This window comes from Roseicyclus mahoneyensis, assembly GCF_003148775.1.
GTDB classification, from domain to species: domain Bacteria; phylum Pseudomonadota; class Alphaproteobacteria; order Rhodobacterales; family Rhodobacteraceae; genus Roseicyclus; species Roseicyclus mahoneyensis.
On the sequence record NZ_QGGW01000016.1, the window covers coordinates 1 to 23,555 of the forward strand.

26 protein-coding genes and 2 tRNA genes are annotated in these 23,555 nt (G+C 66.1%); 20 read left to right on the forward strand and 8 right to left on the reverse strand.

From position 1 onward, the window contains the following. Together C7455_RS19010 and C7455_RS19015 are read right to left on the reverse strand one after the other, a co-directional pair. The coding region (locus C7455_RS19010; protein WP_109670968.1) for a M10 family metallopeptidase at positions 1-1,807 on the reverse strand (1,807 nt) is incomplete at its 3' end. Between the two features lie 33 nt (positions 1,808-1,840). Then, on the reverse strand, positions 1,841-2,284 hold the full coding sequence (locus tag C7455_RS19015) for a hypothetical protein (RefSeq protein ID WP_109670970.1): 444 nt from the start codon (positions 2,282-2,284) through the stop codon (positions 1,841-1,843). A gap of 286 nt (positions 2,285-2,570) precedes the next feature. Between C7455_RS19015 and C7455_RS19020 the strand changes: the two genes are divergently transcribed. From C7455_RS19020 to C7455_RS19035, 4 genes are all read left to right on the forward strand, one after another. Continuing rightward, entirely contained in the window at positions 2,571-4,391 is a 1,821-nt protein-coding gene (locus tag C7455_RS19020) for an ABC transporter transmembrane domain-containing protein (protein WP_211315523.1), read from the forward strand. Positions 4,392-4,518: 127 nt separating this feature from the next. Next, positions 4,519-6,408 carry an acyl-CoA synthetase gene (locus tag C7455_RS19025; RefSeq protein ID WP_109670971.1) on the forward strand — a complete coding sequence of 630 codons (1,890 nt, stop codon included), beginning with the start codon at positions 4,519-4,521 and terminating at the stop codon, positions 6,406-6,408. A gap of 4 nt (positions 6,409-6,412) precedes the next feature. Continuing rightward, a complete protein-coding gene (locus C7455_RS19030; RefSeq protein ID WP_109670973.1) occupies positions 6,413-7,630 on the forward strand; it encodes a winged helix-turn-helix domain-containing protein in 1,218 nt (405 codons plus the stop codon). A gap of 55 nt (positions 7,631-7,685) precedes the next feature. Beyond that, positions 7,686-8,867 carry a CapA family protein gene (locus C7455_RS19035; RefSeq protein ID WP_170119153.1) on the forward strand — a complete coding sequence of 394 codons (1,182 nt, stop codon included), beginning with the start codon at positions 7,686-7,688 and terminating at the stop codon, positions 8,865-8,867. Here the strand turns inward: C7455_RS19035 and C7455_RS19040 are convergent. From C7455_RS19040 to C7455_RS19050, 3 genes are read right to left on the reverse strand one after another with little or no spacing between them, the layout of a single operon-like run. After that, positions 8,864-9,667 carry a metal ABC transporter permease gene (locus C7455_RS19040; RefSeq protein WP_109670976.1) on the reverse strand — a complete coding sequence of 268 codons (804 nt, stop codon included), beginning with the start codon at positions 9,665-9,667 and terminating at the stop codon, positions 8,864-8,866. The two genes, C7455_RS19035 and C7455_RS19040, sit on opposite strands and share 4 nt — an antisense overlap. Further along, on the reverse strand, positions 9,664-10,425 hold the full coding sequence (locus tag C7455_RS19045; RefSeq protein ID WP_109670978.1) for an ATP-binding cassette domain-containing protein: 762 nt from the start codon (positions 10,423-10,425) through the stop codon (positions 9,664-9,666). The genes C7455_RS19040 and C7455_RS19045 overlap by 4 nt, the downstream gene beginning before the upstream one ends. Continuing rightward, positions 10,422-10,931 carry a transcriptional repressor gene (locus C7455_RS19050; RefSeq protein WP_109670979.1) on the reverse strand — a complete coding sequence of 170 codons (510 nt, stop codon included), beginning with the start codon at positions 10,929-10,931 and terminating at the stop codon, positions 10,422-10,424. Before C7455_RS19050 ends, C7455_RS19045 begins: the two co-directional genes overlap by 4 nt. Before the next feature lie 74 nt (positions 10,932-11,005). Here C7455_RS19050 and C7455_RS19055 point away from each other — a divergent pair, with 74 nt between their 5' ends. Beyond that, positions 11,006-12,205, forward strand: a complete 1,200-nt coding sequence (locus C7455_RS19055; protein ID WP_245904432.1) for a zinc ABC transporter substrate-binding protein — start codon at positions 11,006-11,008, stop codon at positions 12,203-12,205. Between the two features lie 98 nt (positions 12,206-12,303). On the opposite strand, the gene C7455_RS19060 is transcribed toward C7455_RS19055, so the two are convergent. Next, positions 12,304-12,378 (reverse strand) — tRNA-Thr (locus C7455_RS19060). A gap of 85 nt (positions 12,379-12,463) precedes the next feature. Here C7455_RS19060 and C7455_RS19065 point away from each other — a divergent pair. From C7455_RS19065 to C7455_RS19125, 13 genes are all read left to right on the forward strand, one after another. After that, positions 12,464-12,643 (forward strand): hypothetical protein, encoded by a 180-nt coding sequence (locus C7455_RS19065; RefSeq protein ID WP_109670981.1) that lies wholly within the window; start codon positions 12,464-12,466, stop codon positions 12,641-12,643. Positions 12,644-12,668: 25 nt separating this feature from the next. Continuing rightward, positions 12,669-13,940 carry a UDP-N-acetylglucosamine 1-carboxyvinyltransferase gene (gene murA / locus C7455_RS19070; protein WP_109670983.1) on the forward strand — a complete coding sequence of 424 codons (1,272 nt, stop codon included), beginning with the start codon at positions 12,669-12,671 and terminating at the stop codon, positions 13,938-13,940. Beyond that, the gene (locus tag C7455_RS19075; RefSeq protein ID WP_109670985.1) at positions 13,933-14,397 is read left to right on the forward strand and encodes a DUF2948 family protein; all 465 of its coding nucleotides are present in this window, start codon (positions 13,933-13,935) and stop codon (positions 14,395-14,397) included. The genes murA and C7455_RS19075 overlap by 8 nt, the downstream gene beginning before the upstream one ends. Positions 14,398-14,446: 49 nt before the next feature. Continuing rightward, positions 14,447-14,944, forward strand: a complete 498-nt coding sequence (locus C7455_RS19080) for a GNAT family N-acetyltransferase (protein ID WP_170119154.1) — start codon at positions 14,447-14,449, stop codon at positions 14,942-14,944. Between the two features lie 88 nt (positions 14,945-15,032). Then, complete coding sequence (gene hisD, locus C7455_RS19085) at positions 15,033-16,358, forward strand: histidinol dehydrogenase (RefSeq protein WP_109670988.1); 1,326 nt, start codon at positions 15,033-15,035, stop codon at positions 16,356-16,358. 2 nt (positions 16,359-16,360) lie between these two features. Further along, entirely contained in the window at positions 16,361-16,837 is a 477-nt protein-coding gene (locus C7455_RS19090; RefSeq protein ID WP_109670989.1) for a UPF0262 family protein, read from the forward strand. Between the two features lie 10 nt (positions 16,838-16,847). Then, positions 16,848-17,318 (forward strand): arsenate-mycothiol transferase ArsC, encoded by a 471-nt coding sequence (locus tag C7455_RS19095; RefSeq protein WP_109670991.1) that lies wholly within the window; start codon positions 16,848-16,850, stop codon positions 17,316-17,318. Next, on the forward strand, positions 17,311-17,715 hold the full coding sequence (locus C7455_RS19100) for a ketosteroid isomerase-related protein (RefSeq protein WP_109671022.1): 405 nt from the start codon (positions 17,311-17,313) through the stop codon (positions 17,713-17,715). Before C7455_RS19095 ends, C7455_RS19100 begins: the two co-directional genes overlap by 8 nt. Continuing rightward, on the forward strand, positions 17,712-18,296 hold the full coding sequence (locus C7455_RS19105) for a GNAT family N-acetyltransferase (protein WP_109670992.1): 585 nt from the start codon (positions 17,712-17,714) through the stop codon (positions 18,294-18,296). Before C7455_RS19100 ends, C7455_RS19105 begins: the two co-directional genes overlap by 4 nt. Beyond that, positions 18,293-19,186 (forward strand): carbon-nitrogen hydrolase family protein, encoded by an 894-nt coding sequence (locus C7455_RS19110; protein ID WP_109670994.1) that lies wholly within the window; start codon positions 18,293-18,295, stop codon positions 19,184-19,186. Before C7455_RS19105 ends, C7455_RS19110 begins: the two co-directional genes overlap by 4 nt. Before the next feature lie 70 nt (positions 19,187-19,256). After that, the gene (gene infA, locus C7455_RS19115; RefSeq protein WP_011455993.1) at positions 19,257-19,475 is read left to right on the forward strand and encodes a translation initiation factor IF-1; all 219 of its coding nucleotides are present in this window, start codon (positions 19,257-19,259) and stop codon (positions 19,473-19,475) included. Positions 19,476-19,563: 88 nt separating this feature from the next. Beyond that, on the forward strand, positions 19,564-20,157 hold the full coding sequence (locus C7455_RS19120) for a Maf family protein (protein ID WP_109671024.1): 594 nt from the start codon (positions 19,564-19,566) through the stop codon (positions 20,155-20,157). After that, a complete protein-coding gene (locus C7455_RS19125) occupies positions 20,154-21,212 on the forward strand; it encodes a ribonuclease E/G (RefSeq protein ID WP_109670996.1) in 1,059 nt (352 codons plus the stop codon). The genes C7455_RS19120 and C7455_RS19125 overlap by 4 nt, the downstream gene beginning before the upstream one ends. A gap of 72 nt (positions 21,213-21,284) precedes the next feature. On the opposite strand, the gene C7455_RS19130 is transcribed toward C7455_RS19125, so the two are convergent. Continuing rightward, complete coding sequence (locus C7455_RS19130; RefSeq protein ID WP_109670997.1) at positions 21,285-22,550, reverse strand: lytic murein transglycosylase; 1,266 nt, start codon at positions 22,548-22,550, stop codon at positions 21,285-21,287. Positions 22,551-22,687: 137 nt separating this feature from the next. Here C7455_RS19130 and C7455_RS19135 point away from each other — a divergent pair, with 137 nt between their 5' ends. Beyond that, positions 22,688-22,870, forward strand: a complete 183-nt coding sequence (locus C7455_RS19135) for a DNA gyrase inhibitor YacG (protein ID WP_109670999.1) — start codon at positions 22,688-22,690, stop codon at positions 22,868-22,870. A gap of 111 nt (positions 22,871-22,981) precedes the next feature. Continuing rightward, positions 22,982-23,056: transfer RNA gene (locus C7455_RS19140), tRNA-Phe, on the forward strand. 138 nt (positions 23,057-23,194) lie between these two features. On the opposite strand, the gene C7455_RS19145 is transcribed toward C7455_RS19140, so the two are convergent. Further along, the gene (locus C7455_RS19145) at positions 23,195-23,404 is read right to left on the reverse strand and encodes a helix-turn-helix transcriptional regulator (protein WP_109671000.1); all 210 of its coding nucleotides are present in this window, start codon (positions 23,402-23,404) and stop codon (positions 23,195-23,197) included. Positions 23,405-23,555 lie beyond the last annotated feature (151 nt).

The following is a 23,555-nucleotide window of genomic DNA, read 5'->3' on the forward strand; positions in this document are numbered from 1 at the left end:
CGAACAGCCTGTCGTTCCCGATCCCGCCATCGATGAAGTCGCCGCCCTGGCCGCCGAAGATCGTGTCATTTCCCGCATTTCCGAACAGCCTGTCGTTCCCGATCCCGCCGTCGATGAAATCGCCGCCCTGGCCGCCGAAGATCGTGTCGCTTCCCGCATTTCCGAACAGCCTGTCGGCCCCGATCCCGCCATCGATGCGGTCGCCGCCCTGGCCGCCGAAGATCGTGTCATTTCCCGCATTTCCAAACAGCCTGTCGTTCCCGATCCCGCCATCGATGCGGTCGCCGCCCTGGCCGCCGAAGATCGTGTCATTTCCCGCATTTCCGAACAGCCTGTCGGCCCCGGTCCCACCGTCGATCATGTCGCCGCCCTGGCCGCCCTCGATGGAATCGTTGCCCGCTCCGCCCATGAGGCTGTCGAACCCGGCACCGCCGATGAGCACGTTGTTCGCGTCATTGCCTGTGATCGTGTCATTGCCGCTGCCGCCCGTCGCGTTCTCGATGACGGTGCCGCTCGCGATGCCCAGAACCCCCAAGGCTCCTTCGATATCCGAGAATGTCCCGGGGTTAAGGTCAAGGCGGATGGGTCCGGCAAGGGGTGACAGGTCGATGGTGTCGATCCCGCCCTGATCGTAGATCGTGAACACCGTGTCTTCGCCCACGAAATTGCCGCCGCCGGTCCCGCCGAAGAGGTAGTCGAAATAGAGCCCGAGAAATCCTGACAGGGTGCTGTTCGCGCCCCAAATGGTGTTGCCTCCCGTCGCCGAGGACGCATCCGGCGCGCCGTATAGGTTCTGGATGGCAAGGATATCGGCCATCATCGTGGTCATGGTCAGGCCGTAGGCGGCATTCGTGAAGGTGTTCTGGGTCTGGCTGAAATAGGACATCAACGACACCTGCCAGCTGTCGTTGACGAAAGTCGCATCTTGGCCGAAGGACGCCGACCCGTTGTAGTTGCCCTGATGCCCAAGTCCCAGCGCATGGCCGATCTCGTGCATGTAGGTCTGAAAGGAATAGCTGTCCATGGAGGTGCCGTATTGCGCCAGCCACTGTGTGCTGATGTTCACCTCCGAGGAGAGGATCGTGGTGCCTTGGGTGGTGGAGCTCGCATAAGCGCCCGAGAAGTCGTCGATGAAGGTGATCATGGCGGGGCCTGCGGTCTCGACGAACTCGATGTCCGCCACCAGTTCCCACGCTTCCAGGGCCCAGCGCGCCAATTGCTGCCCCTCGGCGGTCAGACCCGTGATGTTGACCGTGATCTGGTTGCTCAACGACGTGTTGAAGCTGCGGCCCAGGCGCCCGCTGTCGTTCCAGTATCCATCGGTCAGGTAATCCGCCAGCTCCGCCAGCGTCGCCGCGTCGCCTAGATCGAACGCGCTGATCGCCATCTGGTAGGTGCCGATGAAATCGTCTTCCCAGGCACTGGCTTCGATAAAGTACACACCACTGCTGGTTGCGGTGAAATTCAAACGGGAATCTCGTCCGGTGCCGCCATCGTCGTTCAGCACGACAAAGTCCCCGTTGGAGTCGAAGACCCGTAGAAAGGGATCCACGAGGGTGCCGTTTCCGCTTGCGGCCCCCAGAACCGAAATGCTGTAGGTCATGCCCTGTTCGAGCGTCACCGCCACCCAGTCGCGGTCGCCCTCGAAGCTGATGTTGCCCGAGAACACGTCGCCCACCTGCATCGAATAGACCGTCGCGATGCTGTCGGCGGCATCTGTCGTCTCGATGATCGTCGCCGACAGCGGGCCACTGTCGGGGTGACGCGTCGGGTCGAAGGTGCTGGTGATGGAGCAGATGGTGCACATCGGGAGCTCTCCGCTGGCCGCGTTGCAGGCCGTTTAGAACGAGGATCGCAGACGGGCGCTGAGGTCGGGATCGACCTGCAGCAGGCTGCGCGCGAAATTCGGATACATCGCGGGCGACAGCACGGCGTCGACCACGTCGAGACGAAGCACGGGACCGGAGTGACGGGCCTCGTCGGGGCCAGCCCGCCATTCGAGATGTCCGGAGATCCCCATTGCGTCGCGGCTATCGAGCACAAAGGTCACGCCCAGATCCGAGGGTCCAAGCGTGGCGCTGTCATCGGCTTGCCGCACGATCGCGCCCGATGTCGCAAGATCGCTGATCGCGCGGATCATCGCACGGCACAGGGCGTCATCCGTCGTCGGCCCGAGGCGACACTCCACAAGCACCAAGGGGCGCTCGGGCGATCGGGCCATCGCATCCGTCGTCATCGCCCAGACCCCCAAGGCAGCGGCAAAAAAGGTTGTCCATGCAGTCATCCCGCGCCTCCTGCATGACCCATGCCATCTGTCTTAAGCCATTTACGAACGTTAGACAAAAAATAACTTTTGATTTTCATCCTGACAACGGGATTGCGAAATCCATCCATCGACAAGACGGGGCAGGGTTCCATGACCTTCGGACCCGGATGAATGGATTTGCGCACCTGCCAAGGCGCCCGGCTTGCCGTGATCCGCACCTGCAGGGCGCTGCGCCGCAGGCTGCGAGGCTTGTCTCGCGGGCGCGTCGACTGTAACGCCTAGGATAAGTTAGTTGTCAGGAGCCATGGCCGTGTCCACGACCGAAGGCAAAATTGCGGCCTCTCCGTCAAGCGCTTCCGAGGAACGCGCCAAGTCCAGGCGCATCGGCAGTCTGCGCGCGCTGGGGCCGTTTCTTTCGCACTACAAGGCCATGATGGCCGCGGCGGGCGCCGCGTTGGTGCTGACCGCGATGGTGTCGCTGACCCTGCCGCTGGCTGTGCGCCGCGTGGTCGACGGGTTCGAGACCGAAAGCCCCGAACTGCTCGACCGGTATTTTCTCGCCGCCTTGGCCATCGCCGTGCTGCTCGCTCTGGGGACAGGCCTGCGCTACTACCTTGTCACCCGGTTGGGTGAGCGCGTGGTGGCCGACATCCGCAAAGCGGTCTTCGACCGCATGATCGGGATGAGCCCGTCCTTCTACGAGAAGATCATGACCGGCGAGGTTTTGAGCCGGATCACCACCGACACCACGCTTTTGCTGTCGGTGATCTCCTCCAGCGTGTCGGTCGCGCTGCGCAACCTGTTGATCCTGATCGGCGGTCTGGCGCTGATGATGGTCACTTCACCCAAGCTGACGGGTGCGGTGCTTTTGATCGTGCCGCTGATCATCGTGCCCATCGTCATCCTTGGCCGGCGGTTGCGCGCGCTCAGCCGCGAGAACCAGGACTGGATCGCCGAAAGCTCGGGCAACGCGTCCGAGGCGCTTTTGTCGGTGCAGACGGTGCAGGCATTCACCCATGAACGCGCCTCGGCGGCGACCTTCGACGCGGTGACGGAAAAGAGCTTTGTAAGTGCTAAAAAGCGCATAGCGACCCGCGCGTTGATGACGGTGATCGTCATCACGCTGGTCTTTGCGGGCATCGTGGGTGTGCTGTGGACCGGTGCGCGCGATGTGCGCGCCGATGCGATGACCATCGGTGAGCTGATCCAGTTCCTGATCTACGCCATCATGGTCGCGGGATCGGTCGGCGCACTGTCGGAAATCTGGGGCGAGTTGCAGCGCGCCAGTGGCGCCACCGAACGGCTTGTGGAATTGCTGCGCACTGTCGATTCCGTCTCCGACCCCGTCGCCGGCGTGGCGCTGCCGCAAGGCGGGCGCGGGGCCATAACCTTCGATGACGTAAGGTTTTCCTATCCCACCCGCCCCGAGGATCGGGCGCTGGACGGCGTTGCCCTGACCATCCGGCCCGGTGAGACGGTGGCCCTTGTCGGCCCGTCGGGGGCAGGCAAGACCACGATCTTTCAGCTGTTGCAGCGGTTCTACGACCCGTCCGAGGGTCGGATCACGCTGGACGGGGTCGACCTGCGCGACATGGAGCGGTCCACCTTCCGCGCCGCCATGGCGCTGGTGCCGCAAGACCCGGTGATCTTCGGCGCAACAGCGCGCGAGAACATCCGCTTTGGCCGGCCCGATGCCAGTGACGCCGAGGTGGAGGAGGCCGCGAAAGCCGCCGCTGCCCATGACTTCCTGACTGCGCTGCCCAAGGGCTATGACACATATGTGGGCGAACGGGGCTTGATGCTGTCGGGAGGCCAGAAGCAGCGTATCGCGATTGCCCGCGCGATTTTGCGCGACGCCCCGATCTTGCTGCTGGACGAGGCGACAAGCGCGCTGGACGCGGAATCCGAACGTGCGGTGCAAGATGCCGTCGCGCGCCTGTCGGCCGATCGGACCACTCTGATCGTGGCGCACCGGCTGGCAACGGTGAAACAGGCCGACCGTATCCTGGTGTTCCAGGACGGCAAGATCGTCGCCGAAGGGGCCCATGACGCGCTGGTGGCCCAAGGCGGGCTTTACGCGCGGCTTGCGCGGCTGCAGTTCACCGAAGGTCTTGCCGCCGAGTGACGCGGGGTTTCGCCGCGAGACGCTTGCGCGCAACCCATGATCCCCCCATGCTCGGTCCCCGGAGGACGGGGCGCCCTCGTGCAAGACCGGCGCGCCCTGCAAGGGACGACAAGGGAGGGAACGCGCCATGGTCCGTTTTGCCAGCGCCGAGGATGTCACGCAGATCGAGCACGACATGCCCTGGCCCGACAGCCAACCTGCGCAGACGATCTACCAGTTGCTCAGTGACACCCGCGACCGTCACGGGGCGCTCAACGCCACCAGCTTCCAGATGTTTTCCGGGCCGACGGACCCCGCCGAAACCCTGACCTGGACCGAGCTTCATGGCCGCGTCACGCAGGCCGCCAACATGTTCCGCGCGCTGGGGGTCAAGGAGACGGATACCGTCGCCTATGTCCTGCCCAATTGCACCGAAACCGTCGTGACCCTTCTGGGCGGCATGGTCGCGGGGATCGCCGCGCCCATCAACCCGCTGATGGAACCCGAACAGATCGCCGCCATCTTGCGTGAGACCAAGGCCCGCGTCGTCGTCACGCTCAAGGCATTTCCCAAGACCGACGTGGCGCAAAAGATGGCCGAGGCGGTGCGCAACGCCCCCAATGTGCAAGTGGTGATCGAGGTCGACCTGTTGCGCTACATCACCGGGATCAAGCGCTTCATCATCCCCTTCATCCGCCCCAAGAACCCCGCGGGCCATCATGCGCGCGTGCTCGATTGGGCCACGGAAACCGCGAAACACCCAAGCGACCGCCTGACCTTTCCCGACAGCGCCGGCGACCGCGTCGCTGCCTATTTCCATACCGGCGGCACCACCGGCATGCCCAAGGTCGCCCAACACAGTTATTCCGGCATGATCTACAACGGCTGGATCGGCCACACGCTGCTGTTCACCGAAAAGGACAACGTGCTCTGCCCGCTGCCCTTGTTCCATGTCTTTGCCTGCCACGTCATCTTGATGGCGATGGTCGCCTCGGGCGGCCATGTGATCTTTCCGACGCCGCAGGGTTACAGGGGTGCGGGCGTCTTCGACAATTTCTGGAAACTGGTCGAACGTTGGCAGATCACCTTCATCATCACCGTGCCGACCGCGATTTCCGCGATGATGCAGCGCCCGGTGAATGCCGATGTCTCCTCGGTGAAAACCGCCTTCTCTGGCTCCGCGCCGCTTCCGGTGGAACTCTTCCGGCGCTTCGAGAAGGCGACGGGCGTGACGCTGGTCGAGGGCTACGGGCTGACCGAGGCGACCTGCCTTGTGTCGTGCAACCCGGTCGATGGCGAGAAAAAGATCGGCTCGGTCGGCGTGCCCTTTCCGCATTGTGACGTGAAGATCCTGAAGACCGACCCGCATGGCATCCTCGAATGCGAGACCGACGAGGTGGGCGAGATCTGCGTCGCCAATCCCGGCGTGCGGATGGGCGACACCTATACCGAGACGGACAAGAACCGCGATCTCTACTATCACGACGCTTATCTGCGCACGGGCGATCTGGGCCGGATCGACGCCGATGGCTATCTGTGGATCACCGGCCGCGCCAAGGATCTGATCATCCGCGGCGGCCACAACATCGACCCCGCGGAAATCGAGGAGGCACTGGCCGGTCATCCTGCCGTTGCCTTTGCAGGCGCCATCGGCCAGCCCGACGCCTTCGCGGGCGAGTTGCCTTGTGTCTATCTCGAACTGGTCGTCGGGGCCGAAGTGAGCCAAGACGACCTCATGGACTGGTGCCGCGAACATATCCATGAACGTGCGGCGATCCCCAAGCATCTCGAAATTCTGGACGAATTGCCAAAGACTGCGGTGGGCAAGGTGTTCAAGCCCGATCTGCGCAAGCGCGCGATCATCCGCATCTATGACGCGGCCCTGTCCGATGCGGGTCTTGCGGCCCGCGTCGACCATGTGGCCGAGGACAAGAAACAGGGCCTTGTCGCACATCTGAAAAGAAACGGCCCGGTCGACGATGCGGCGGTAACGAAAACGCTTGGCGAATTCACCCGGCCATGGGTTTGGGTCGCGTGAGCAGGTGAACCTGCCGCGTCTGTCCAACGCCACAGCGCGGCGGCTCTTCTTGTCGTCCCACGCGCTCATGGACAGGCCCTCCGGGCCGGGCAAGGGGGCCGATCTGGCCGCGCTCATCCATCGGCTGGGTTTCGTGCAGGTCGACAGCGTCAACACGCTGGCGCGCGCGCATGACCTGGTCTTGTTCGCGCGCCGCCCCGCCTACCGGCCCGACAACCTCCGCCGCCTCAACGATCGTGACCGCGCCACCTTCGAACACTGGACCCATGACGCCAGCGTCATCCCGACCGCCTTCTTTCCGCACTGGCGTCTGAAGTTCGCCCGCGACCGGGCCCGCCTGCGCGAGCGGTGGAAGGATTGGCACGGGTCCGCCTTCCATGCCGAGATCGACACCGTCTTGCGCCGTGTCACCGACCATGGCGCCGTCCATTCCGCTGAAATCGGCGAGAAACGGCCCGAGAAATCGACCGGCTGGTGGGATTGGCATCCGTCCAAGACGGCGCTCGAATACCTGTGGCGGTCGGGCGATCTGGCGATCACCCGGCGCGAGGGGTTCCGCAAATACTATGACCTGACCGAACGCGTGATCCCGCCCGAACATCTCAATACCCATGTCCCGGAGGCGCAGGTCATCGACTGGGCCTGCAACGCCGCGCTCGACCGGCTGGGCTTTGCCACCTCGGGCGAGCTTGCGGCCTTTTTCGCCCTCATCACCCCCGCCGAGGCCAAGGGCTGGGCCGCGCTGGCGCTGGCGCGCGGTGAGATCATGGAGGCGGAAATCACCTGCGCCGACGGTGCCCCTCGCAAGGTCTTGATCCGTCCCGAAACGCTTCGAATGCTCCCCGATCTGCCCGATCCGCCAGCCCGGATGCGCCTGCTCAGCCCCTTTGACCCCGCGCTTCGGGACCGCAAGCGGGCCGAGCGCCTTTTCGGCTTCACCTACCGGATCGAGATCTTCGTGCCCGAGGCGCAGCGCAAATATGGCTACTACGTCTTCCCGCTGCTCGAAGGCTGCCGCATCGTCGCCCGTGTCGACGTCGCCGCGGACCGTCAGGCGGGCGTGCTGCGCCTGCGCGCGCTCTGGCCCGAGGCGGGGGTGCGCTGGGGCTCGGGGCGGCAGGCAAGGCTCGAGGCGGAGCTGGACCGCCTCTTGCCGCTGGCGGGCTGCGACCGGGTGGACTTTGCCGATGGCTGGCTGCGCGAGGCGGGCACAATCGGTTGACGGACAGGCTGTGGATAAGTCACATTCGGCATGCATCACAAAAGGCTGCGCCCCGATGTTCATGCGTTTGTCCCTTGCGGCAGCGGTCGTGCTGGCCGCCTGCACACCGACATCTGGGCCCGCCCCCGGCGGGAGCGGTGCGATCTGTCCGCAGGCAGGCGTCTTCCGCCCCGGTGCCGCAACCTTCGCCTTCACCGGCGACGTGATGGCCCATATCCTGATCCAGCAAGACGCCGCCCGCAGACCCGAGGGCTTCGCCCCCGCGCTCGCGCCGTCCGCCCCTTTCCTGCGCCGCGCCGATGTGACGGTCGTCAACCTCGAGACGCCGCTGGCGCGCGACATCTTGCCCGGCGGGCGCGAGGCCACCAGCCCCGCCGCCCCCGCGCAAGGCCCGGTCTACGCGGGCTACCCGGCCTTCAACGCCCATCCCTCCTACGCCGCCGCGCTGGCTGGGGCAGGCGTAGACGTGGCGCAGACCGCCAACAATCATGCGCTGGACCGCGGTCCGCTGGGCGTCGACCGGACGCTGGAGGCGCTGGCCGAGGCCGGGCTGCTGACGACAGGAACCCTGCGGCGTGGGACTGCCGGACCATGGCACACGGTCGTCCAGACCCGGGTGGGACGCATCGCACTTTTGGCCTGCACCTATTCGGTGAACGGCTTGCCCGACCCTGCCGGGCAGGCGCTGCGCTGCTACGGCACCGCGCCCGCAATCCCCACGCTCATCGCGCAACTGGTGGCCGACCCCGGCATCGATGCCGCGATCTTGTTGCCCCACTGGGGGCAGGAATACAGCCGTACGCCCGATGCGCAGCAACGCCGCCTCGCCCGCGCGGCGATCGAGGCAGGCGCTGCCGCCGTCATCGGCTCGCACCCCCATGTCCTGCAACCGATCGAGGAGCTGATGGCCAGCGACGGCCGCACCGCCTTTGTCGCCTACAGTTTGGGCAATTTCATCTCGTCGCAATGGTCGCTCGACCGGCGCACCGGTGCGATCCTCTACACGGATCTGACCCGCGACGCGCAGGGCAGGGTGGTCGCCAACCCGCCTCGTGCCCTGCCAACCCGCGTCAACCGATATGTGGAAAGCGGCGTGACCGTCACACCAGCCGGTCTGGTCGCGGATGGTGCGCCCTCCATCGCCCAGGCGGCAAGCGTCCTGGGCGAGGGGCGTTTGCTCAACCCCTCCGATTTCGGCTATGCCAGCTTGCACCCGCAAGGGGCCGCCTGCCGCTAGCTTGCCCGCCGCGCAAGGCCCGACAGGGTCGATGCCGCAAAGATCACCGCCGCGACGCAGACGATCGATGGCCCTGCCGGCGTGTCGAAATTCCACGCCACGGCCATGCCCCCCAGTGCCGCCACCGCGCCGAAGCCCGCCGCGATCAGCGCCATCGCCTCTGGCGTGCGGGCGAAATTCCGCGCCGCCGCCGCCGGAATGATCAGCAGCGCCGCGATCAAAAGCACGCCCACCACCTTGATGGCGACAGCGACGACAATCGCCAGCGCCAGCGTCAGGATCAGTTGCTCGCGCCGCGGGTCGATGCCCGCCGCCGTCGCCAGATCCTCGGACAATGTTGCCGTCAAAAGCGCCGACCAGCGCGCCCAGATCAGCCCGATGACCAGCGCCGCGCCGCCCCAGATCACCGCAAGATCGCTGCGCCCCACCGCAAGGATATCGCCGAACAGGTAGGCCGACAGGTCCAGCCGCACGCCTTGCAGCAGCGACACCGCCACCAGACCCGCCGCCAGCGCCGAATGCGACAGAACGCCCAGCATTGTGTCCATAGCCCGACCGCGCCCCGACAGGCCCGACACCGCCAGTGCCATGGCCAGCGCCATCACCAGCGTTCCCAGCATGATCGACAGGTTGAAGGCCAGCGCAAGCGCCACGCCCAGAATCGCCGCATGCGCCGTGGCATCGCCGAAATAGGCCATCCGCCGCCAGACGATGAAACAGCCCAAGGGAGCCGCGGCGAGCGCCACGCCGATGCCCGCCAGCGTGGCGCGGATCAGGAAATCATCGAGCAGGTCGGTCATTCCGCCGCCTCGTGGCTGTGGGGATGGTCGTGGTCGTGATCATGTCCATGGGCATGCTCGTGCCGGTAAAGCGCCAGTGCCCCTTGGGTGCCGGTCCCGAAGAGCGCGCGGTACTCCGGGGCCGAGGCCACATGTTCCGGCGCGCCCGCGCAGCAGACATGGCCGTTGAGACAGATCACCCGGTCGGAGGCCGCCATGACCACATGCAACTCGTGGCTGACCATCAGAACCGCGCAGCCCAGTTCGGCCCGCACCTCGGCGATGCGGCGGTAGAAGGCCGCCGATCCGGGCTGGTCCAGCCCTTGGGTTGGCTCATCCAAGATCAAGAGGTCCGGGCGGCTCAGGATCGCGCGCGCCAGAAGCACGCGCTGGAACTGGCCGCCCGACAGGTCGGCCATCTGCTGCCCGCCCAAGGCGCCTGCGCCGGCCTGATCCAGCGCCTCGCGCGCCAGTGCGTCGGGGATGCGCGCGGGCAGGTCGAGGAAACGGCGCACGGTCAGAGGCAAGGTCGGGTCGACATGCAGCTTTTGAGGCACATAGCCGATGCGCAGGCCCGGCACGCGCGCCACCGTGCCCGTGGCCGTCCCCTGCGCCCCGATCACGACGCGCAAGAGCGTCGACTTGCCCGATCCGTTCGGCCCCACGACGGTGACAATCTCGCCGCGCTCGATCTGGAAATCCACGTCGTGCAGAACCTGCCGTCCACCAAGGCGCACGGCCACATGCGACAGGGTGACGAGACTTTTAGTGGGGCTCATGTCCTGCCGTCCGCTGTGCATTTCGGGCACAGGCCCTGCGCCTCCAGCACCATGCGCGCGATGGTGAACCCTGCCGCGCGGGCGGTCTGAGACAGCGCCGCGCGGGCGGGCTCCACCGGCGCCTCGGCCACAGCACCACAGCCGGTGCAGATCAGAAAGGCCGCGTCGTGATCTTCGCCCGGATGGGTGCAGGCGGCAAAGGCGTTCAGGCCCTCGATCCGGTGCACGAACCCGTGTTTGGTCAGGAAATCGAGCGCGCGATAGGCGACCGGCGGCTGCGAGCCCAGCCCCTCCTCGCGCAGGACGTCGAGGATGTCATAGGCCCCCAGCGCACGGTGGCGCGCCAGCAAGATCTCCAGCACGCGCTTGCGCACGGGCGTCAGCTGCAGGCCTTCGGCGGCGCAGCGCTCGGCCACGGCGGCCACCGTGCCGTTGATGCAGGCGCGGTGATCATGGGTCTCGAAGCCGATCATGTCGGGGGTCTGCGGGGCGTGCTTGTCCATCATCTTTCCTTGATATGTTATTCCATAACCCCTAACAAGGCTGCGTCGCTGTTATGTTATCACATCCGAGGTTGCCCATGCGCGCGAAAACCCTGACTGCCCTTCCCCTGCTGATGGCCGGCCCGGCGTTGGCCGATGTGCCCCGTGTCGCGGTCGATATCGCCCCTGTCCATGCGCTGGTTGCGCAGGTGATGGATGGGGTTGGTACGCCCGATCTGGTGCTGCCCCCCGGCGCGTCCCCGCATGGCTATGCGATGCGCCCCTCCGAGGCGCAGGCCCTGCAGGACGCCGATCTGGTGATCTGGGTCGGGCCCGAGTTGACGCCATGGCTCGCGGGGCCGCTCGACACCATCGCGGGCGGGGCCGCCCGGCTGGACTTGCTGGAGGTCGAGGGGATTGTTCGGCTGGGCTTCCGCGAGGGCGCCACCTTCGAGGCGCATTCCCATGACGACGAGCATGCGCATGAGGCCGGGCACGAGGGCCACGGCCACGAGGACGACAATGGCGCCGAGGGGGATCACGACCATGACCATGGGGACCACGCCCACGAGGACCACGCCCACGAGGACCACGCCCACGAGGAGCACGCCCACGAAGAGCATGCGCACGAAGAGCATGCGCACGAGGACCACGGGCACGGGGATCACGCTCACGAGGAACATGCGCATGACGACCATGCCCATGACGACCACGGGCATGACGACCATGCCCATGACGACCATGCCCATGACGACCACGGGCATGACGACCATGCCCATGACGGCACCGATCCCCATGCCTGGCTCGACCCGGTGAATGCGGGCCTTTGGCTGGACGCCATCGCGGCGGAGTTGTCGCGTCTCGACCCGGAAAACGCGGCCGCCTACGCCGCCAACGCCATAGAGGGGCGTGCGGCGCTGGAGGTCGTGCAGGCCGGGATCGCGGCCCGGATGGAGCCCTTGTCTGGCGGGTTCATCGTATTCCACGACGCCTATCACTATTTCGAGGCCCGCTTCGGGATCGAGGCGGCGGGCGCCATCAGCATGTCGGACGCCTCCGACCCGGGACCGGCGCGGGTGGCGGAAATCCGCGATCTGGTCGCGGCGCAGGGCATTTCCTGCGTCTTCGTGGAACCCCAGTTCAACCGCGGCATGGTCGATGCCGTGTTCGAAGGCACCGGCGTGCGGATCAGCGTCATCGACCCGTTGGGCGTCGGGCTGGAGATCGGCGCGGGTCTGTACCCCGCGCTGCTCGACGCGATGGCCGCCTCTTTCGAGGACTGCCTCGGCCAAGGATGAGGCTTGAAAAAACGAAACGATCGCAGGGCCTTCGGGCCCTGTTTTCTTTTTTCCGACGAGTCACGGGAACCGAGGTCAGGGGTGGCCGAAAGGGGGAATGGTGCTGTGAGAGAGGATTGAACTCTCGACCTCTCCCTTACCAAGGGAGTGCTCTGCCACTGAGCTACCACAGCATCGTGGGCGTCCCAATAAAAGCAACGCCTGCCCTTCGCAAGCGCAATCTGGACGCCCCGGCCCATCGCGGGTAAACGCAAGGCCATGGCACGGCGCGGAGCGGAAACCGACAAGGCGGCATCGGCTGCCACATTGCGCGAGGCGCGGCTCAAGGCGGCGCTCAAGGCAAATTTGGCAAGGCGCAAGGCACAGGCGCGCGCCAAGGCGCAAGGCGGGGCCGCCGGAGACGAAACGGAACAGCCGGACGATACCGGCGAAAAGTAGCACGGGCAGCGAAAGGGCAGGGGCAATGGATCGGATCGTGGTGACGGGCAATGGCCCGCTTTCGGGGCAGATCCCCATAGCCGGCGCCAAGAATGCCTGCCTGACGCTGATGCCCGCGACGCTGCTCAGCGACGAGCCGCTGACGCTGACCAACGCGCCGCGGCTGAGTGACATCCGCACCATGACCACGCTGCTGCAATCGCTGGGCGCCGAGGTGTCGTCGCTGAACGGCGGGCAGGTTCTGGCGATGTCGTCGCACGGGTTGAACAACCACACGGCCGATTACGACATCGTGCGCAAGATGCGGGCCTCGATCCTCGTGCTGGGGCCGATGCTGGCGCGCGACGGGCATGCCATTGTGTCCTTGCCCGGCGGTTGCGCCATCGGCGCGCGGCCCGTCGACCTGCATCTCAAGGCGCTGGAGGCGATGGGGGCCGAATTGGACCTGCGCGACGGCTATGTGCATGCAAAGGTCCCCGGCGGGTTGAAAGGGGCTGTGATCGACTTTCCGATGGTCTCGGTCGGGGCCACGGAGAACGCCCTGATGGCGGCCACGCTGGCGAAGGGTACCACGGTCCTTAAAAACGCCGCGCGTGAGCCCGAGATCGTCGATCTGGCCCGCTGCCTGCGCAAGATGGGCGCCCAGATCGAGGGCGAAGGGACCTCCGAGATCACCATTCAGGGCGTCGACCGGCTGCATGGCGCGACCCACCCGGTCGTGACCGACCGGATCGAGCTGGGCACCTACATGCTGGCCCCCGCCATCGCAGGCGGCGAGGTGGAATTGCTGGGCGGTCGGATGGAGCTGGTCGCGGCCTTTGCCGAACGGCTGGACGCTGCGGGCGTGTCCGTGACCGAAACCGACAAGGGCCTCAAGGTGGCGCGCAAGAACGGCCGCGTGCGGGCGGTCGATGTCGTCACCGAACCCTTCCCCGGTTTCCCGACCGACCTGCAGGCGCAGATGATGGCGCTGCTCTGCTTTGCCGAAGGCACCTCGGTGCTGGAGGAGCGCATCTTTGAAAACCGCTTCATGCATGCCCCCGAACTGATGCGCATGGGGGCCAAGATCGACGTGCATGGCGGCACCGCCACCGTCACCGGCGTCGAGAAACTCAAGGGCGCGCCGGTGATGGCGACCGACCTGCGCGCCTCGGTCAGCCTGATCCTTGCGGGTCTGGCGGCCGAGGGCGAAACCGTGGTCAGCCGGGTCTACCACCTTGACCGCGGATATGAGCGGGTGGAGGAAAAGCTGCGCAATGTGGGCGCAAAGATCGAGCGGGTCAGCGGCGATGGGTGAGGATGCACGCTTCGAGGATGCAGGCGGCGGTCCGGTCGCGCTTCGTGCGCTCGACTTCGAAGATCTCAAGGTGATCTCGGCCTTGGCGCAAGATGCGATCTTTCCGGTCTCCGAGATGACATGGGACCGCCGCCGCCGCCGTTTCGCGCTTTTGCTCAACCGCTTCCGCTGGGAAGAGGTGGGCAAGGGCGGTCCGGAACGTGTGCAGGCGGTGCTGGTGATCGAGGATGCGCTGGCCGTGGCCACGCAGGGCGTCGACCGCGCGGACGCCGATCTGGTGCTGTCGATCCTTGCGCTGGACTGGACGGCGGGCGAGGACGGGACGGGGCGGATCACGCTGGTGCTGGCGGGCGATGGCGCCATCGCCGTCGATGTCGAGGCGATCGAGGTCACGCTGCGCGATGTCACACGGCCCTATGTCGCCCCTTCGGGCCAGACGCCGCATCACCCGGAATGATGCAAGCCGGGGCAACCGTGATCGTGATCTGCGCGGGGATGGCACAGCCATGACGATCCGTCGCCTCGATCCGTCGGATTGGGCGCGGTTCCGCGAGATAAGGCTCGATATGCTGCGCGCCGCGCCGCGCGCCTTCGGTGCCACCCAGTCCGAATGGGCCGCCAAGCCCGAGCGCGAGATCCGCGACTGGCTGAGCAAGGTCCACACGATTGCGGTGTTCGACGGGCCGCGCCTCCTTGGCACGGCCGGGTTCCAGCGCCGGCCCGGCAGCCGCAACACCCACAGGGGCGAGGTCGTCGCCGTCTACCTGCGCCCCGAGGCGCGCGGACAGGGGCACGCCGCCCGCCTTTTCGCCGCCTTGGCCGTGGCCGCCCGAGGTGAGGGTCTGCTGCAGTTGGAGCTTGAGGTCGCCGACTGGAACGCGGCCGCCATCGCCAGCTATGCCCGCGCGGGATTCGTGCAGGTGGGCAAGATGCCGCGCGCGATGCAGGACGGCGCGCGATTTACCGACACGCTGGTGATGGTCCTTGCGCTTGATGCGGGCTGATCCGCGGCGTGTTGCGCGCTTGAGGCCGCGCGCCCCGCGCGCTATCTGGCCTCGACCTGACGACGGTCCGTAGAAGGCGAACCCCCTGATGCCCCAGTTCCTTGACAGCCGCGACGCCGATTTCGAACCCCGGTTCCGCGCCCTGCTGGAGATGAAGCGCGAGGATGCGCCCGAGGTTGATGACGCGGTGGCCGCCATCATCGCCGATGTCCGCAGGCGCGGTGATGCCGCCGTGATCGAGCTGACCGAGCGGTTCGACCATCTGGCCCTCACGCCCGAGACGCTGGCCTTCAGCGCGGGCGAGATCGCGCAGGCCATCGAAAAGGTGCCCGCCATCGAGCGTGCGGCGCTGGAACGGGCCGCCGCACGCATTCGCGCCTATCACATCCGCCAGCGGCCCGAGGATGCGCACTGGACCGATCCGGAGGGCGCAAGCTTGGGCTGGCGCTGGACGGCCGTGGATGCTGCGGGGCTGTATGTGCCGGGCGGTCGCGCCTCCTACCCGTCGAGCGTGTTGATGAACGCGATTCCGGCGCAAGTGGCGGGCGTGAAACGGCTGGTGATGTGCGCGCCCACGCCCGAGGGCGTGTCGAACCCGCTGGTCCTTCTGGCCGCCCACCTGTCGGGGATCGAGACGGTCTACCGTATCGGCGGCGCGCAGGCCGTCGCCGCCATGGCTTACGGCACGCAGACCATCGCGCCCGTCGACAAGATCACCGGGCCGGGCAACGCCTATGTGGCCGCCGCCAAGCGCCGCGTTTTCGGCAAGGTCGGCATCGACATGATCGCGGGCCCGTCGGAAATTCTTGTCATCGCGGACAGGGACAACGACCCCGACTGGATCGCGCTCGACCTTCTGTCTCAGGCCGAACATGACGAAAGCGCGCAATCCATCTTGATCACCGATGACGCCGCTTTTGGCCGCGCCGTCGCCGCCGCCGTCGACAAGCGCCTCGAGACGCTGGAGCGTCGTGCCATCGCGGGTGCCAGCTGGCGCGACTACGGGGCCGTCATCACCGTGCGCGACCTGAGCGAGGCGGCAGGGCTGTCGGACCGCATCGCCCCCGAGCACCTCGAGCTTTGCGTCGCTGACCCGGTGGGCTTGAGCGAACAGATCACCCATGCCGGTGCGATCTTTCTTGGACAGTGGACGCCCGAGGCGATCGGCGATTACATCGGCGGGCCGAACCACGTCTTGCCCACGGCGCGCTCGGCCCGGTTTTCCAGTGGGCTTTCGGTTCTGGATTTCATGAAACGGACGACACTGGCCCGGATGACCCCCACGGCCCTCAAGGCCATAGGTCCCGCGGCGCAAACGCTGGCCATCTCGGAAAGCCTCGAGGCGCATGGCCTGTCGGTGCGCGCGCGCCTTGACCGGCTGAACCGCGCCGAGGACCGGGAGGGCGAGGCATGAGCATGCAGATCACCCATATCGAAATCGACATGGAGGGGATGCCGCCCCCCACACCCGAGATCGAACAGGAACGCCGCGTCGCCATCTTCGACCTGCTGGAGGACAATTCCTTTGTGCTGCCCGCCCGCGAGGACCGCAGCGTGCCGCCCGGACCCTATCATCTGACTCTGGCGATCCGCGAAAAGCGGCTGGTTTTCGACGTCAACACCGAGGATGCGCAGGACGCGGCCGAGTTTCACCTCTCGCTGTCTCCCTTCCGGCAGGTGGTCAAGGATTACTGGCAGATCTGCGAAAGCTACTACAAGGCGGTGAAAAACCTGCCGCCCAGCCAGATCGAGGCGATCGACATGGCCCGGCGCGGCATCCACAACGAGGGTGCGCGCATCTTGCAAGAACGGCTCGACGGCAAGGCCAGTGTCGACACCGACACCGCGCGGCGCCTCTTCACGCTGATCTGTGTCTTGCATTTCGGGGCCTGAGGGGGAGGGTGTGACCGGCGATTTTCCCTCCTCGGTGCTGTTTTGTTGCGATCACAATGCGACGCGCTCCCCCATGGCCGAGGGGTTGATGAAGAAATTCTACGGCCACAGCGCCTATGTGCAGTCGGCGGGCGTCAAGAACGATCTCGAGATCGACGGCTTCGCCGTGACCGTGTGCCACGAACTGGGGGTGGAGCTGCAACGTCACCGGGTGCGCAGTTTCGACGACATGCACCAATGGGGCGACGACCTGTCGGGTTTCGACCTCATCGTTGCACTGTCGCCGGCCAGTCAGCGCCGGGCACTGGACCTGACGCGGCATTTCCATCTTGATGTGGAATACTGGCCCATCCTCGATCCCACCGGTCTTGGCGAGACGCGCGAGGCGAAACTGGCCAGCTACCGGCAAGCCCGCGACCAGATCATCGAGCGGATGACCGCCCGCTTTGGCCCGCCCATTCAAGGAGATGACCATGGATGACACCCCCGCCCTTGTTGCCCGCTATTACGCCGCCTTCAACGCGGGTGATGCGGATGGCATGATCGCCTGTCTGGCGCCTGACGTGGCCCATCACGTGAACGAGGGGCAGATCAGGCGCGGCGCCATCGCCTTTCGCGCCTTTTGCGATCACATGGCGCGCTGCTACTCCGAACGGCTGGAGGATATCGTCATCATGGCGACCCCTGACGGCACGCGGGCGGCCGCCGAGTTTACCGTCCACGGCAGCTATCTCGTCACCGAAAAGGGCCTGCCCGAGGCGCGCGGGCAATCCTACACGCTGCCCGCCGGCGGTTTCTTCACCGTCCGCGACGGCCAAATCGCCCGCATCGTGACCTATTACAACCTTGCCGATTGGGTGGCGCAGGTCTCGAGATGAGCCTGACCATCCGCGAATATCGCGGCGCGCAGATCGCCGACATGGTCGAGCCCTTCGCCTGTCTGCGGATGACCGTGTTCCGCGACTGGCCCTATCTCTACGATGGCGATCTGGACTACGAGCGCCGCTATCTGGCCGATTATGCGCACTCCGACAGCCTTCTGGTCGCGGCCTTCGACGGTGACAGGCTTGTGGGCGGCTCGACAGGCTTGCCGTTATCCGATCACTCCGAGGTTGCAGCGGATCTGGCGACAGCGCTGCCGTTTGACGTGAATAACGTCTACTACTGCGCTGAATCTGTTATGCTTGAATCGGGCAGAGGACAGGGCGTCTATCGCAGGTTCTTCGCCCTTCGGGAGGCGCATGCCAAGTCGCTTGGTTGCACTTATGCAATATTCTGCGCTGTCATCCGGCCCGACGATCATCCCTTGCGCCCGATGGAAGCACAGACCCTCGATCCGGTCTGGCGCCACTTCGGCTACGCGCCGCTGGACGGTGTGACGACCACGATCCGGTGGCGCGACATCGGCGAGACGGCAGAGACCGCCAAGCCCCTTCAGGTCTGGATCAAGCCCCTATGAAGATCGCCGCCGCCGCCTATCCGCTCGACCGCTTCGACACATGGATCGACTATGCCGAAAAGCAGATCGCCTGGGTGCGCGAGGCCGCCCAGGCGGGTGCCGACCTGCTGGTCTTTCCCGAATACGCCCGCATGGAGCTGGCCGCCCTTACGGGTGCCGCCCATGACCTTGAGGCCTCGCTTCATGCCGCCGCCGCCCTCGCTGAACGCGCCGACCACCTGATGGCGGATCTGGCGCAGGGCTACGGCGTCCACATCCTGTGTCCCTCCGGCCCCGTCTTTGACGAGGGGCGCGCGCGACCCGTCAACCGCGCATGGCTTCTCGGGCCCGATTCCGAGGCGCCCTTTCTCGCCTACCAGGACAAGCAGGTCATGACCCGCTTCGAGCGCGAGACGTGGAATGTCGTGCCCGGTGATCCGCTCGAGGTCATCGACACGCCGCTTGGCCGCATCGGCATCCTGATCTGCTATGACGCGGAATTCCCGCTGCTTGGGCGCGCCTTGATCGAGCAGGGCGCCGAAATCCTGCTCGTGCCGTCGTGCACCGACACCGTCCACGGCTACAACCGCGTGCGTATCGGTGCCATGGCCCGTGCGCTCGAAGGGCAATGCGTCGTCGTGCAATCCCCCACCGTGGGCGATGCGCCGTGGTCGCCCGCCGTGGACGAGAATGTGGGGGCGGCCGGCATCTTCGGCCCGCCCGATCTGGGCTTTCCCGAGGACGGCATCATGGCGCAAGGTGCGCTGAACGACCCCGGCTGGGTCATCGCCGAGATCGACCTTGCCGCCATCGCCCGTGTGCGCGCCAAGGGGGCCGTGTTCAACCACGCCCATTGGCCCGAAAGCGTCACCCGCGCCGATGTTGCGGGGCGCAGGTCAGATTTGCCTTGAAAATCTGCCCCGAGGGGCGCATCTACCCGCCACCTGCACCGCCCCGCGGTGCCCATAGCAAGGAGTGACCATGGCCAAGGAAGAAATGCTCGAATTTCCCGGCGTCGTAAAGGAACTTCTGCCCAACGCGACATTCCGGGTCGAGCTTGAAAACGGCCATGAGATCATCGCGCATACGGCAGGAAAGATGCGCAAGAACCGCATCCGGGTTCTCGCAGGCGACAAGGTGCAAGTCGAAATGACGCCCTATGACCTGACCAAGGGCCGTATCAACTATCGTTTCAAGTAGGGCGGCGTTTTGACGTCGCCCAGTGCGGGTGAACGCGGCGCTGCAGGCGACGCGCGGCCCGGCACCCGTCACCGTTCCGGGTGCTGAAATGACCAACGGTTCACATCCCCGCCTTATCCTCGGTTCAGGCAGTCCCCGCCGCAAGGAATTGCTCGCGGTGCTTGGTCTTGTGCCCGACGCCGTTCTGCCCCCCGAGATCGACGAGGCCCCGCGCCGTACCGAGCTGCCCGGTGCCTACTGCGCCCGTATCGCAAGGGAAAAACTGGCCGCGATCCCCGCCAATCCCGATGACGTCGTCTTGTGCGCCGACACGACCGTGGCGCTTGGCCGGCGCATCTTGGGCAAACCCGTCGACGAGGTCGAGGCGCGCGCGTTTCTGGACCTCCTCTCGGGCCGCCGCCACCGGGTCTACACAGCGCTCGCCGTCAGGCGTGGCGACAAGGTCTGGGAAAGGCTGGTCGAGTCCCGCGTGCGGATGAAACGTCTGTCGCAGCTGGAACGCGAAGGCTATATCGCCAGTGGCGATTGGCAGGGCAAGGCGGGCGGCTATTCCATTCAGGGGCCTGCGGGCGCCTTCATCCCGTGGATTTCGGGCAGTCACAGCGCCATTGTCGGCCTGCCGTTGGCCGAGACCGCGCACCTGTTGCAGGCCGCTGGCCTGCCGGTCTGGGGACGATCATGAAGGGTCGCGTTGTCTTGCTTGATCAGGTCGCGGGCCGTGCGGCGGCCGCGCTGATGGTCGATGGCCATCTCGCCGATGTCTTGATCGATGCGCCCGAGGATGCGGGTCCGATGCCCGGCGCCATTTACCGCGCCGTGGCCGACCGGCCGATGAAAGGGCAGGGCGGCGTTACCGTCTCCATGGGCACGGCCAAGGGCTTTTTGAAACAAGCCGGCGGCGTCTCGCCCGGCGACAAGATGCTGGTGCAGGTCACGGGCCCCGCCGAGGCCGGCAAGGCCGCGCCCGTGTCCACCAAGATCTTGTTCAAGAGCCGCTACGCCATCGTCACCCCCGACGCGCCCGGCATCAACGTCTCCCGCCGCATCCGCGACGAGGCCGAGCGTGACCGCCTGCTGGAGGTTGCCCATGCCGCGATGGAGGGCGCGCCCGAGGGCTTTGGCGCCATCCTGCGCAGCGCCGCCGAGGAGGTGGACGACGACGCGCTCGAGGCCGATATCGCCGCGATGCGCGATCTGGCCACAGCCGTCATGGCCGATACGGCCGGGGCGCCGGAAATTCTGGTCGATGCCCCGGACGCCCATCACCTCGCTTGGCGCGACTGGGCCGATCCTGACCCCGACGAGGTGATCGATGTGCCGGGCTGTTTCGAGATCCATGGTGTGATCGAAGCCGTGGAAGCTGCGCTGTCGGCCCGCGTCGATTTGGCCGGGGGGGCAACCGCCTATGTGGAACCCACCCGCGCGCTGGTCGCCGTCGATGTGAACACCGGCGGCGACACCTCGCTGGCGGCGGGCCTCAAGGCCAATCTGGCGCTTGCCCGCGCCTTGCCCCGCGTGCTCAGGATCAAGGGTCTGGGTGGGCAGATCACGCTTGATCTGGCACCGATGCCGAAAAAAGATCGTCGCGTGCTCGAGGATGCGCTGCGCCGTGCCTTCCGCGAGGATGGGGCCGAGGTCGTGCTTGCGGGCTGGACGCCTTTGGGCTGCTACGAACTTCAGAAAAAACGCGACAGACCGCCGCTGTCGGGGCTCTGGCCTGCCTCTGCCTCTGCCTAGGTCTGGGCCTTGGCTAGGCGGCGCCTTCGGGCGCCACCTGTTTCCTGTGCCCGATCTGCCGGAAGGCGCCGCCTAACCGCGTCGGAGCGCCGCCAGCACCGCAGGCGAGGGGCGTCCGTCCACCGTCACCCCGCGCGCGGACTGCCAGGCGCTGATTGCCGCCTCGGTCCGCCGCCCGACCACCCCGTCGGGCGTGCCCACGTCATACCCCGCACGGTTGAGCAAAGCCTGAAGCTCCCGCCGCTCGGCTTGCGTCAACCCTGTCTCGTCCGGGCCCCATCCCTGCGACAGCGGTCTGCCGCCCGCCAGACGGTCCGACATGTAGCCCACGCCGATCCCGTAATTGTTGGAGGGGTTGTAGCGCAGGATCATCGTGAAGTTGTGGTAGACGATCCAGGCCGGTGCCCCCGCGCCGCCCGGTGCGAGGATCGCCGCGGCGCCTGCGTCGGGCAGGTTGCCGCCGCGCGCGGGCCGCACGCCCGCTGCTGCCCAATCCGTCACGGACCGCCGGCTGTCCCGCCCCGTTGCGGCCATGTTGAACCCGCTGGGCAAGACGACCTCGAGCCCCCAGGGCTGGCCCGTCCGCCAGCCCGCCCGGCGCAGGTATTCGGCGGTCGAGGCCAAGGCATCGCTCGGGTCCGTGCCCCAGATGTCGCGCCGCCCGTCGCCGGTGAAATCGACGGCATACTCCTCGTAGACCGTCGGCATGAATTGCGTGTGTCCCATCGCCCCCGCCCATGATCCCAGCATCCGGTCGGTCGTGGTGTCGCCCGATTGCAAGATCCGGAGCGCCGCGATCAACTGCGCCTCGAAGAACCGACCGCGCCGCCCCTCCCAAGCCAGCGTCGAGGTCGCCGAGATCACGGGAATATCGCCCAGCCGCGTGCCGAACCGCGTCTCAAGCCCCCAGATGGCCGCGATGACATCGGCATCGACCCCGCTTTGCGCTTCGATGGCCGCCAAGGTCGCACGCTGCGGTCCAACGCGAGTCCGCCCCAGCGCAAGGTCCTCATCCGAGGCGACCAGAGCGAGGTAATCCTCGGTCGATCGGCGGAATTCCGTCTGGTTTCGGTCGCGGTCGATGACGCCGGGCAAGAAGCCCTGCCCGCGAAAGCCGCGCTCGAGCGTGTCTTGCGTGATGCCCTGCGCCAGCGCCCGTGACCTAAAGGCCGCCACCCATGCGTCGTAATCGGCGTTGGGTTGAGGGCGGAAATCGGGATCAGTGCTGGGGCCTGACGCGCCTACGCCCTCGATGCTGCCGCCGAACGACGGCATGCAGCCCGTCAGCGTCGTTGCGGCCCCGGCCGCCAATATCGTCCTGCGTGTCCAGCCTGTCATTTGTGTCGATCCTTGCCCGATGTGCCACAGTGCTAACGCTTGGTGCCTGCCGCTCGCAAGGACGGAGGGCGGGGCGGCTTGCGATCCGGCGGGGTCCAGCCCATATTCGGCCGCGCATCTTCCCAGCGGAGCCCGAGATGAGTTGTCCGATCTGCAGCAAGGATACGAGCCCGTCCTACCGCCCCTTCTGTTCGCGCCGGTGTGCGGATGTGGATCTTGCGCGCTGGCTGACTGGGTCCTACGCGATCCCGTCCGAGGATCCCGAGGACCTGCAGGCCGCAGCCGAGGCCCTTGGGTCGGAGCCGCGCAAACCGCACTGACCCGTTGCCTGTCGGGGCGGCCAAAAAACGCGCAATCCCCTATGGACAGCCCCGTGCGTTGGGCCTAGAACGCCGCTCACCCGCGGACGTCCACGTGACACCGCAACCCGTGCCCGGGTAGCTCAGGGGTAGAGCAGTGGATTGAAAATCCTCGTGTCGGTGGTTCGATTCCGCCCCCGGGCACCACTTAACATATTGAAAAGATTAGCATATTTGCGCTGCATATTGTGGTTCTGATTTGGTCCGATCAACTGGGCAACGCATGGGCAACAAAGTTTTTCTGGATGGGGCGATCACGCGGATGTGATCGACTGTGCGGCCATCTCAATCTGCCTCGGTGCATTTTTCAGCTGGTGTCAGCACTTTTATATAAGCACTGATTTGATCGGCACGCCAACGCACGCATCCCGGCGAAAGATGCAATGGCTCAGGGAAGCGGGGATCACGCTTCTGAATCCTATACAGCGTTGCTCTTGATACGCTGAGCAGGTTGGCAGTTTCTTTGACAGATATCAGTTTCGGCACGTCGGGCATGGCAGGCTCCTTTTCTGGCCTGATCTTAGCATGTCATACTGAAACCGCGTATCCCGAATTGGGCTCTATTCTGATATAGATGTGTATAACCATGAGGTTAGGGAGCATTTCCTTGGCTATGTCGCACTTCGGCGTGATTAATGGTGCCGCC

What these genes read in the sequence shown, in the direction of transcription:
- C7455_RS19130 (WP_109670997.1), bottom strand. Translation starts at nt 22,550, where the DNA reads ATGACAGGCTGGACACGCAGGACGATATTGGCGGCCGGGGCCGCAACG.
- C7455_RS19145 (WP_109671000.1), bottom strand. Translation starts at nt 23,404, where the DNA reads ATGCCCGACGTGCCGAAACTGATATCTGTCAAAGAAACTGCCAACCTG.
- C7455_RS19020 (WP_211315523.1), top strand. Translation starts at nt 2,571, where the DNA reads ATGGCCGTGTCCACGACCGAAGGCAAAATTGCGGCCTCTCCGTCAAGC.
- C7455_RS19075 (WP_109670985.1), top strand. Translation starts at nt 13,933, where the DNA reads ATGGGTGAGGATGCACGCTTCGAGGATGCAGGCGGCGGTCCGGTCGCG.
- C7455_RS19015 (WP_109670970.1), bottom strand. Translation starts at nt 2,284, where the DNA reads ATGACTGCATGGACAACCTTTTTTGCCGCTGCCTTGGGGGTCTGGGCG.
- infA (WP_011455993.1), top strand. Translation starts at nt 19,257, where the DNA reads ATGGCCAAGGAAGAAATGCTCGAATTTCCCGGCGTCGTAAAGGAACTT.
- C7455_RS19105 (WP_109670992.1), top strand. Translation starts at nt 17,712, where the DNA reads ATGAGCCTGACCATCCGCGAATATCGCGGCGCGCAGATCGCCGACATG.
- murA (WP_109670983.1), top strand. Translation starts at nt 12,669, where the DNA reads ATGGATCGGATCGTGGTGACGGGCAATGGCCCGCTTTCGGGGCAGATC.
- C7455_RS19035 (WP_170119153.1), top strand. Translation starts at nt 7,686, where the DNA reads ATGTTCATGCGTTTGTCCCTTGCGGCAGCGGTCGTGCTGGCCGCCTGC.
- C7455_RS19065 (WP_109670981.1), top strand. Translation starts at nt 12,464, where the DNA reads ATGGCACGGCGCGGAGCGGAAACCGACAAGGCGGCATCGGCTGCCACA.
- hisD (WP_109670988.1), top strand. Translation starts at nt 15,033, where the DNA reads ATGCCCCAGTTCCTTGACAGCCGCGACGCCGATTTCGAACCCCGGTTC.
- C7455_RS19100 (WP_109671022.1), top strand. Translation starts at nt 17,311, where the DNA reads ATGGATGACACCCCCGCCCTTGTTGCCCGCTATTACGCCGCCTTCAAC.
- C7455_RS19090 (WP_109670989.1), top strand. Translation starts at nt 16,361, where the DNA reads ATGCAGATCACCCATATCGAAATCGACATGGAGGGGATGCCGCCCCCC.
- C7455_RS19110 (WP_109670994.1), top strand. Translation starts at nt 18,293, where the DNA reads ATGAAGATCGCCGCCGCCGCCTATCCGCTCGACCGCTTCGACACATGG.
- C7455_RS19120 (WP_109671024.1), top strand. Translation starts at nt 19,564, where the DNA reads ATGACCAACGGTTCACATCCCCGCCTTATCCTCGGTTCAGGCAGTCCC.
- C7455_RS19055 (WP_245904432.1), top strand. Translation starts at nt 11,006, where the DNA reads ATGCGCGCGAAAACCCTGACTGCCCTTCCCCTGCTGATGGCCGGCCCG.
- C7455_RS19080 (WP_170119154.1), top strand. Translation starts at nt 14,447, where the DNA reads ATGACGATCCGTCGCCTCGATCCGTCGGATTGGGCGCGGTTCCGCGAG.
- C7455_RS19135 (WP_109670999.1), top strand. Translation starts at nt 22,688, where the DNA reads ATGAGTTGTCCGATCTGCAGCAAGGATACGAGCCCGTCCTACCGCCCC.
- C7455_RS19025 (WP_109670971.1), top strand. Translation starts at nt 4,519, where the DNA reads ATGGTCCGTTTTGCCAGCGCCGAGGATGTCACGCAGATCGAGCACGAC.
- C7455_RS19040 (WP_109670976.1), bottom strand. Translation starts at nt 9,667, where the DNA reads ATGACCGACCTGCTCGATGATTTCCTGATCCGCGCCACGCTGGCGGGC.
- C7455_RS19050 (WP_109670979.1), bottom strand. Translation starts at nt 10,931, where the DNA reads ATGATGGACAAGCACGCCCCGCAGACCCCCGACATGATCGGCTTCGAG.
- C7455_RS19045 (WP_109670978.1), bottom strand. Translation starts at nt 10,425, where the DNA reads ATGAGCCCCACTAAAAGTCTCGTCACCCTGTCGCATGTGGCCGTGCGC.
- C7455_RS19125 (WP_109670996.1), top strand. Translation starts at nt 20,154, where the DNA reads ATGAAGGGTCGCGTTGTCTTGCTTGATCAGGTCGCGGGCCGTGCGGCG.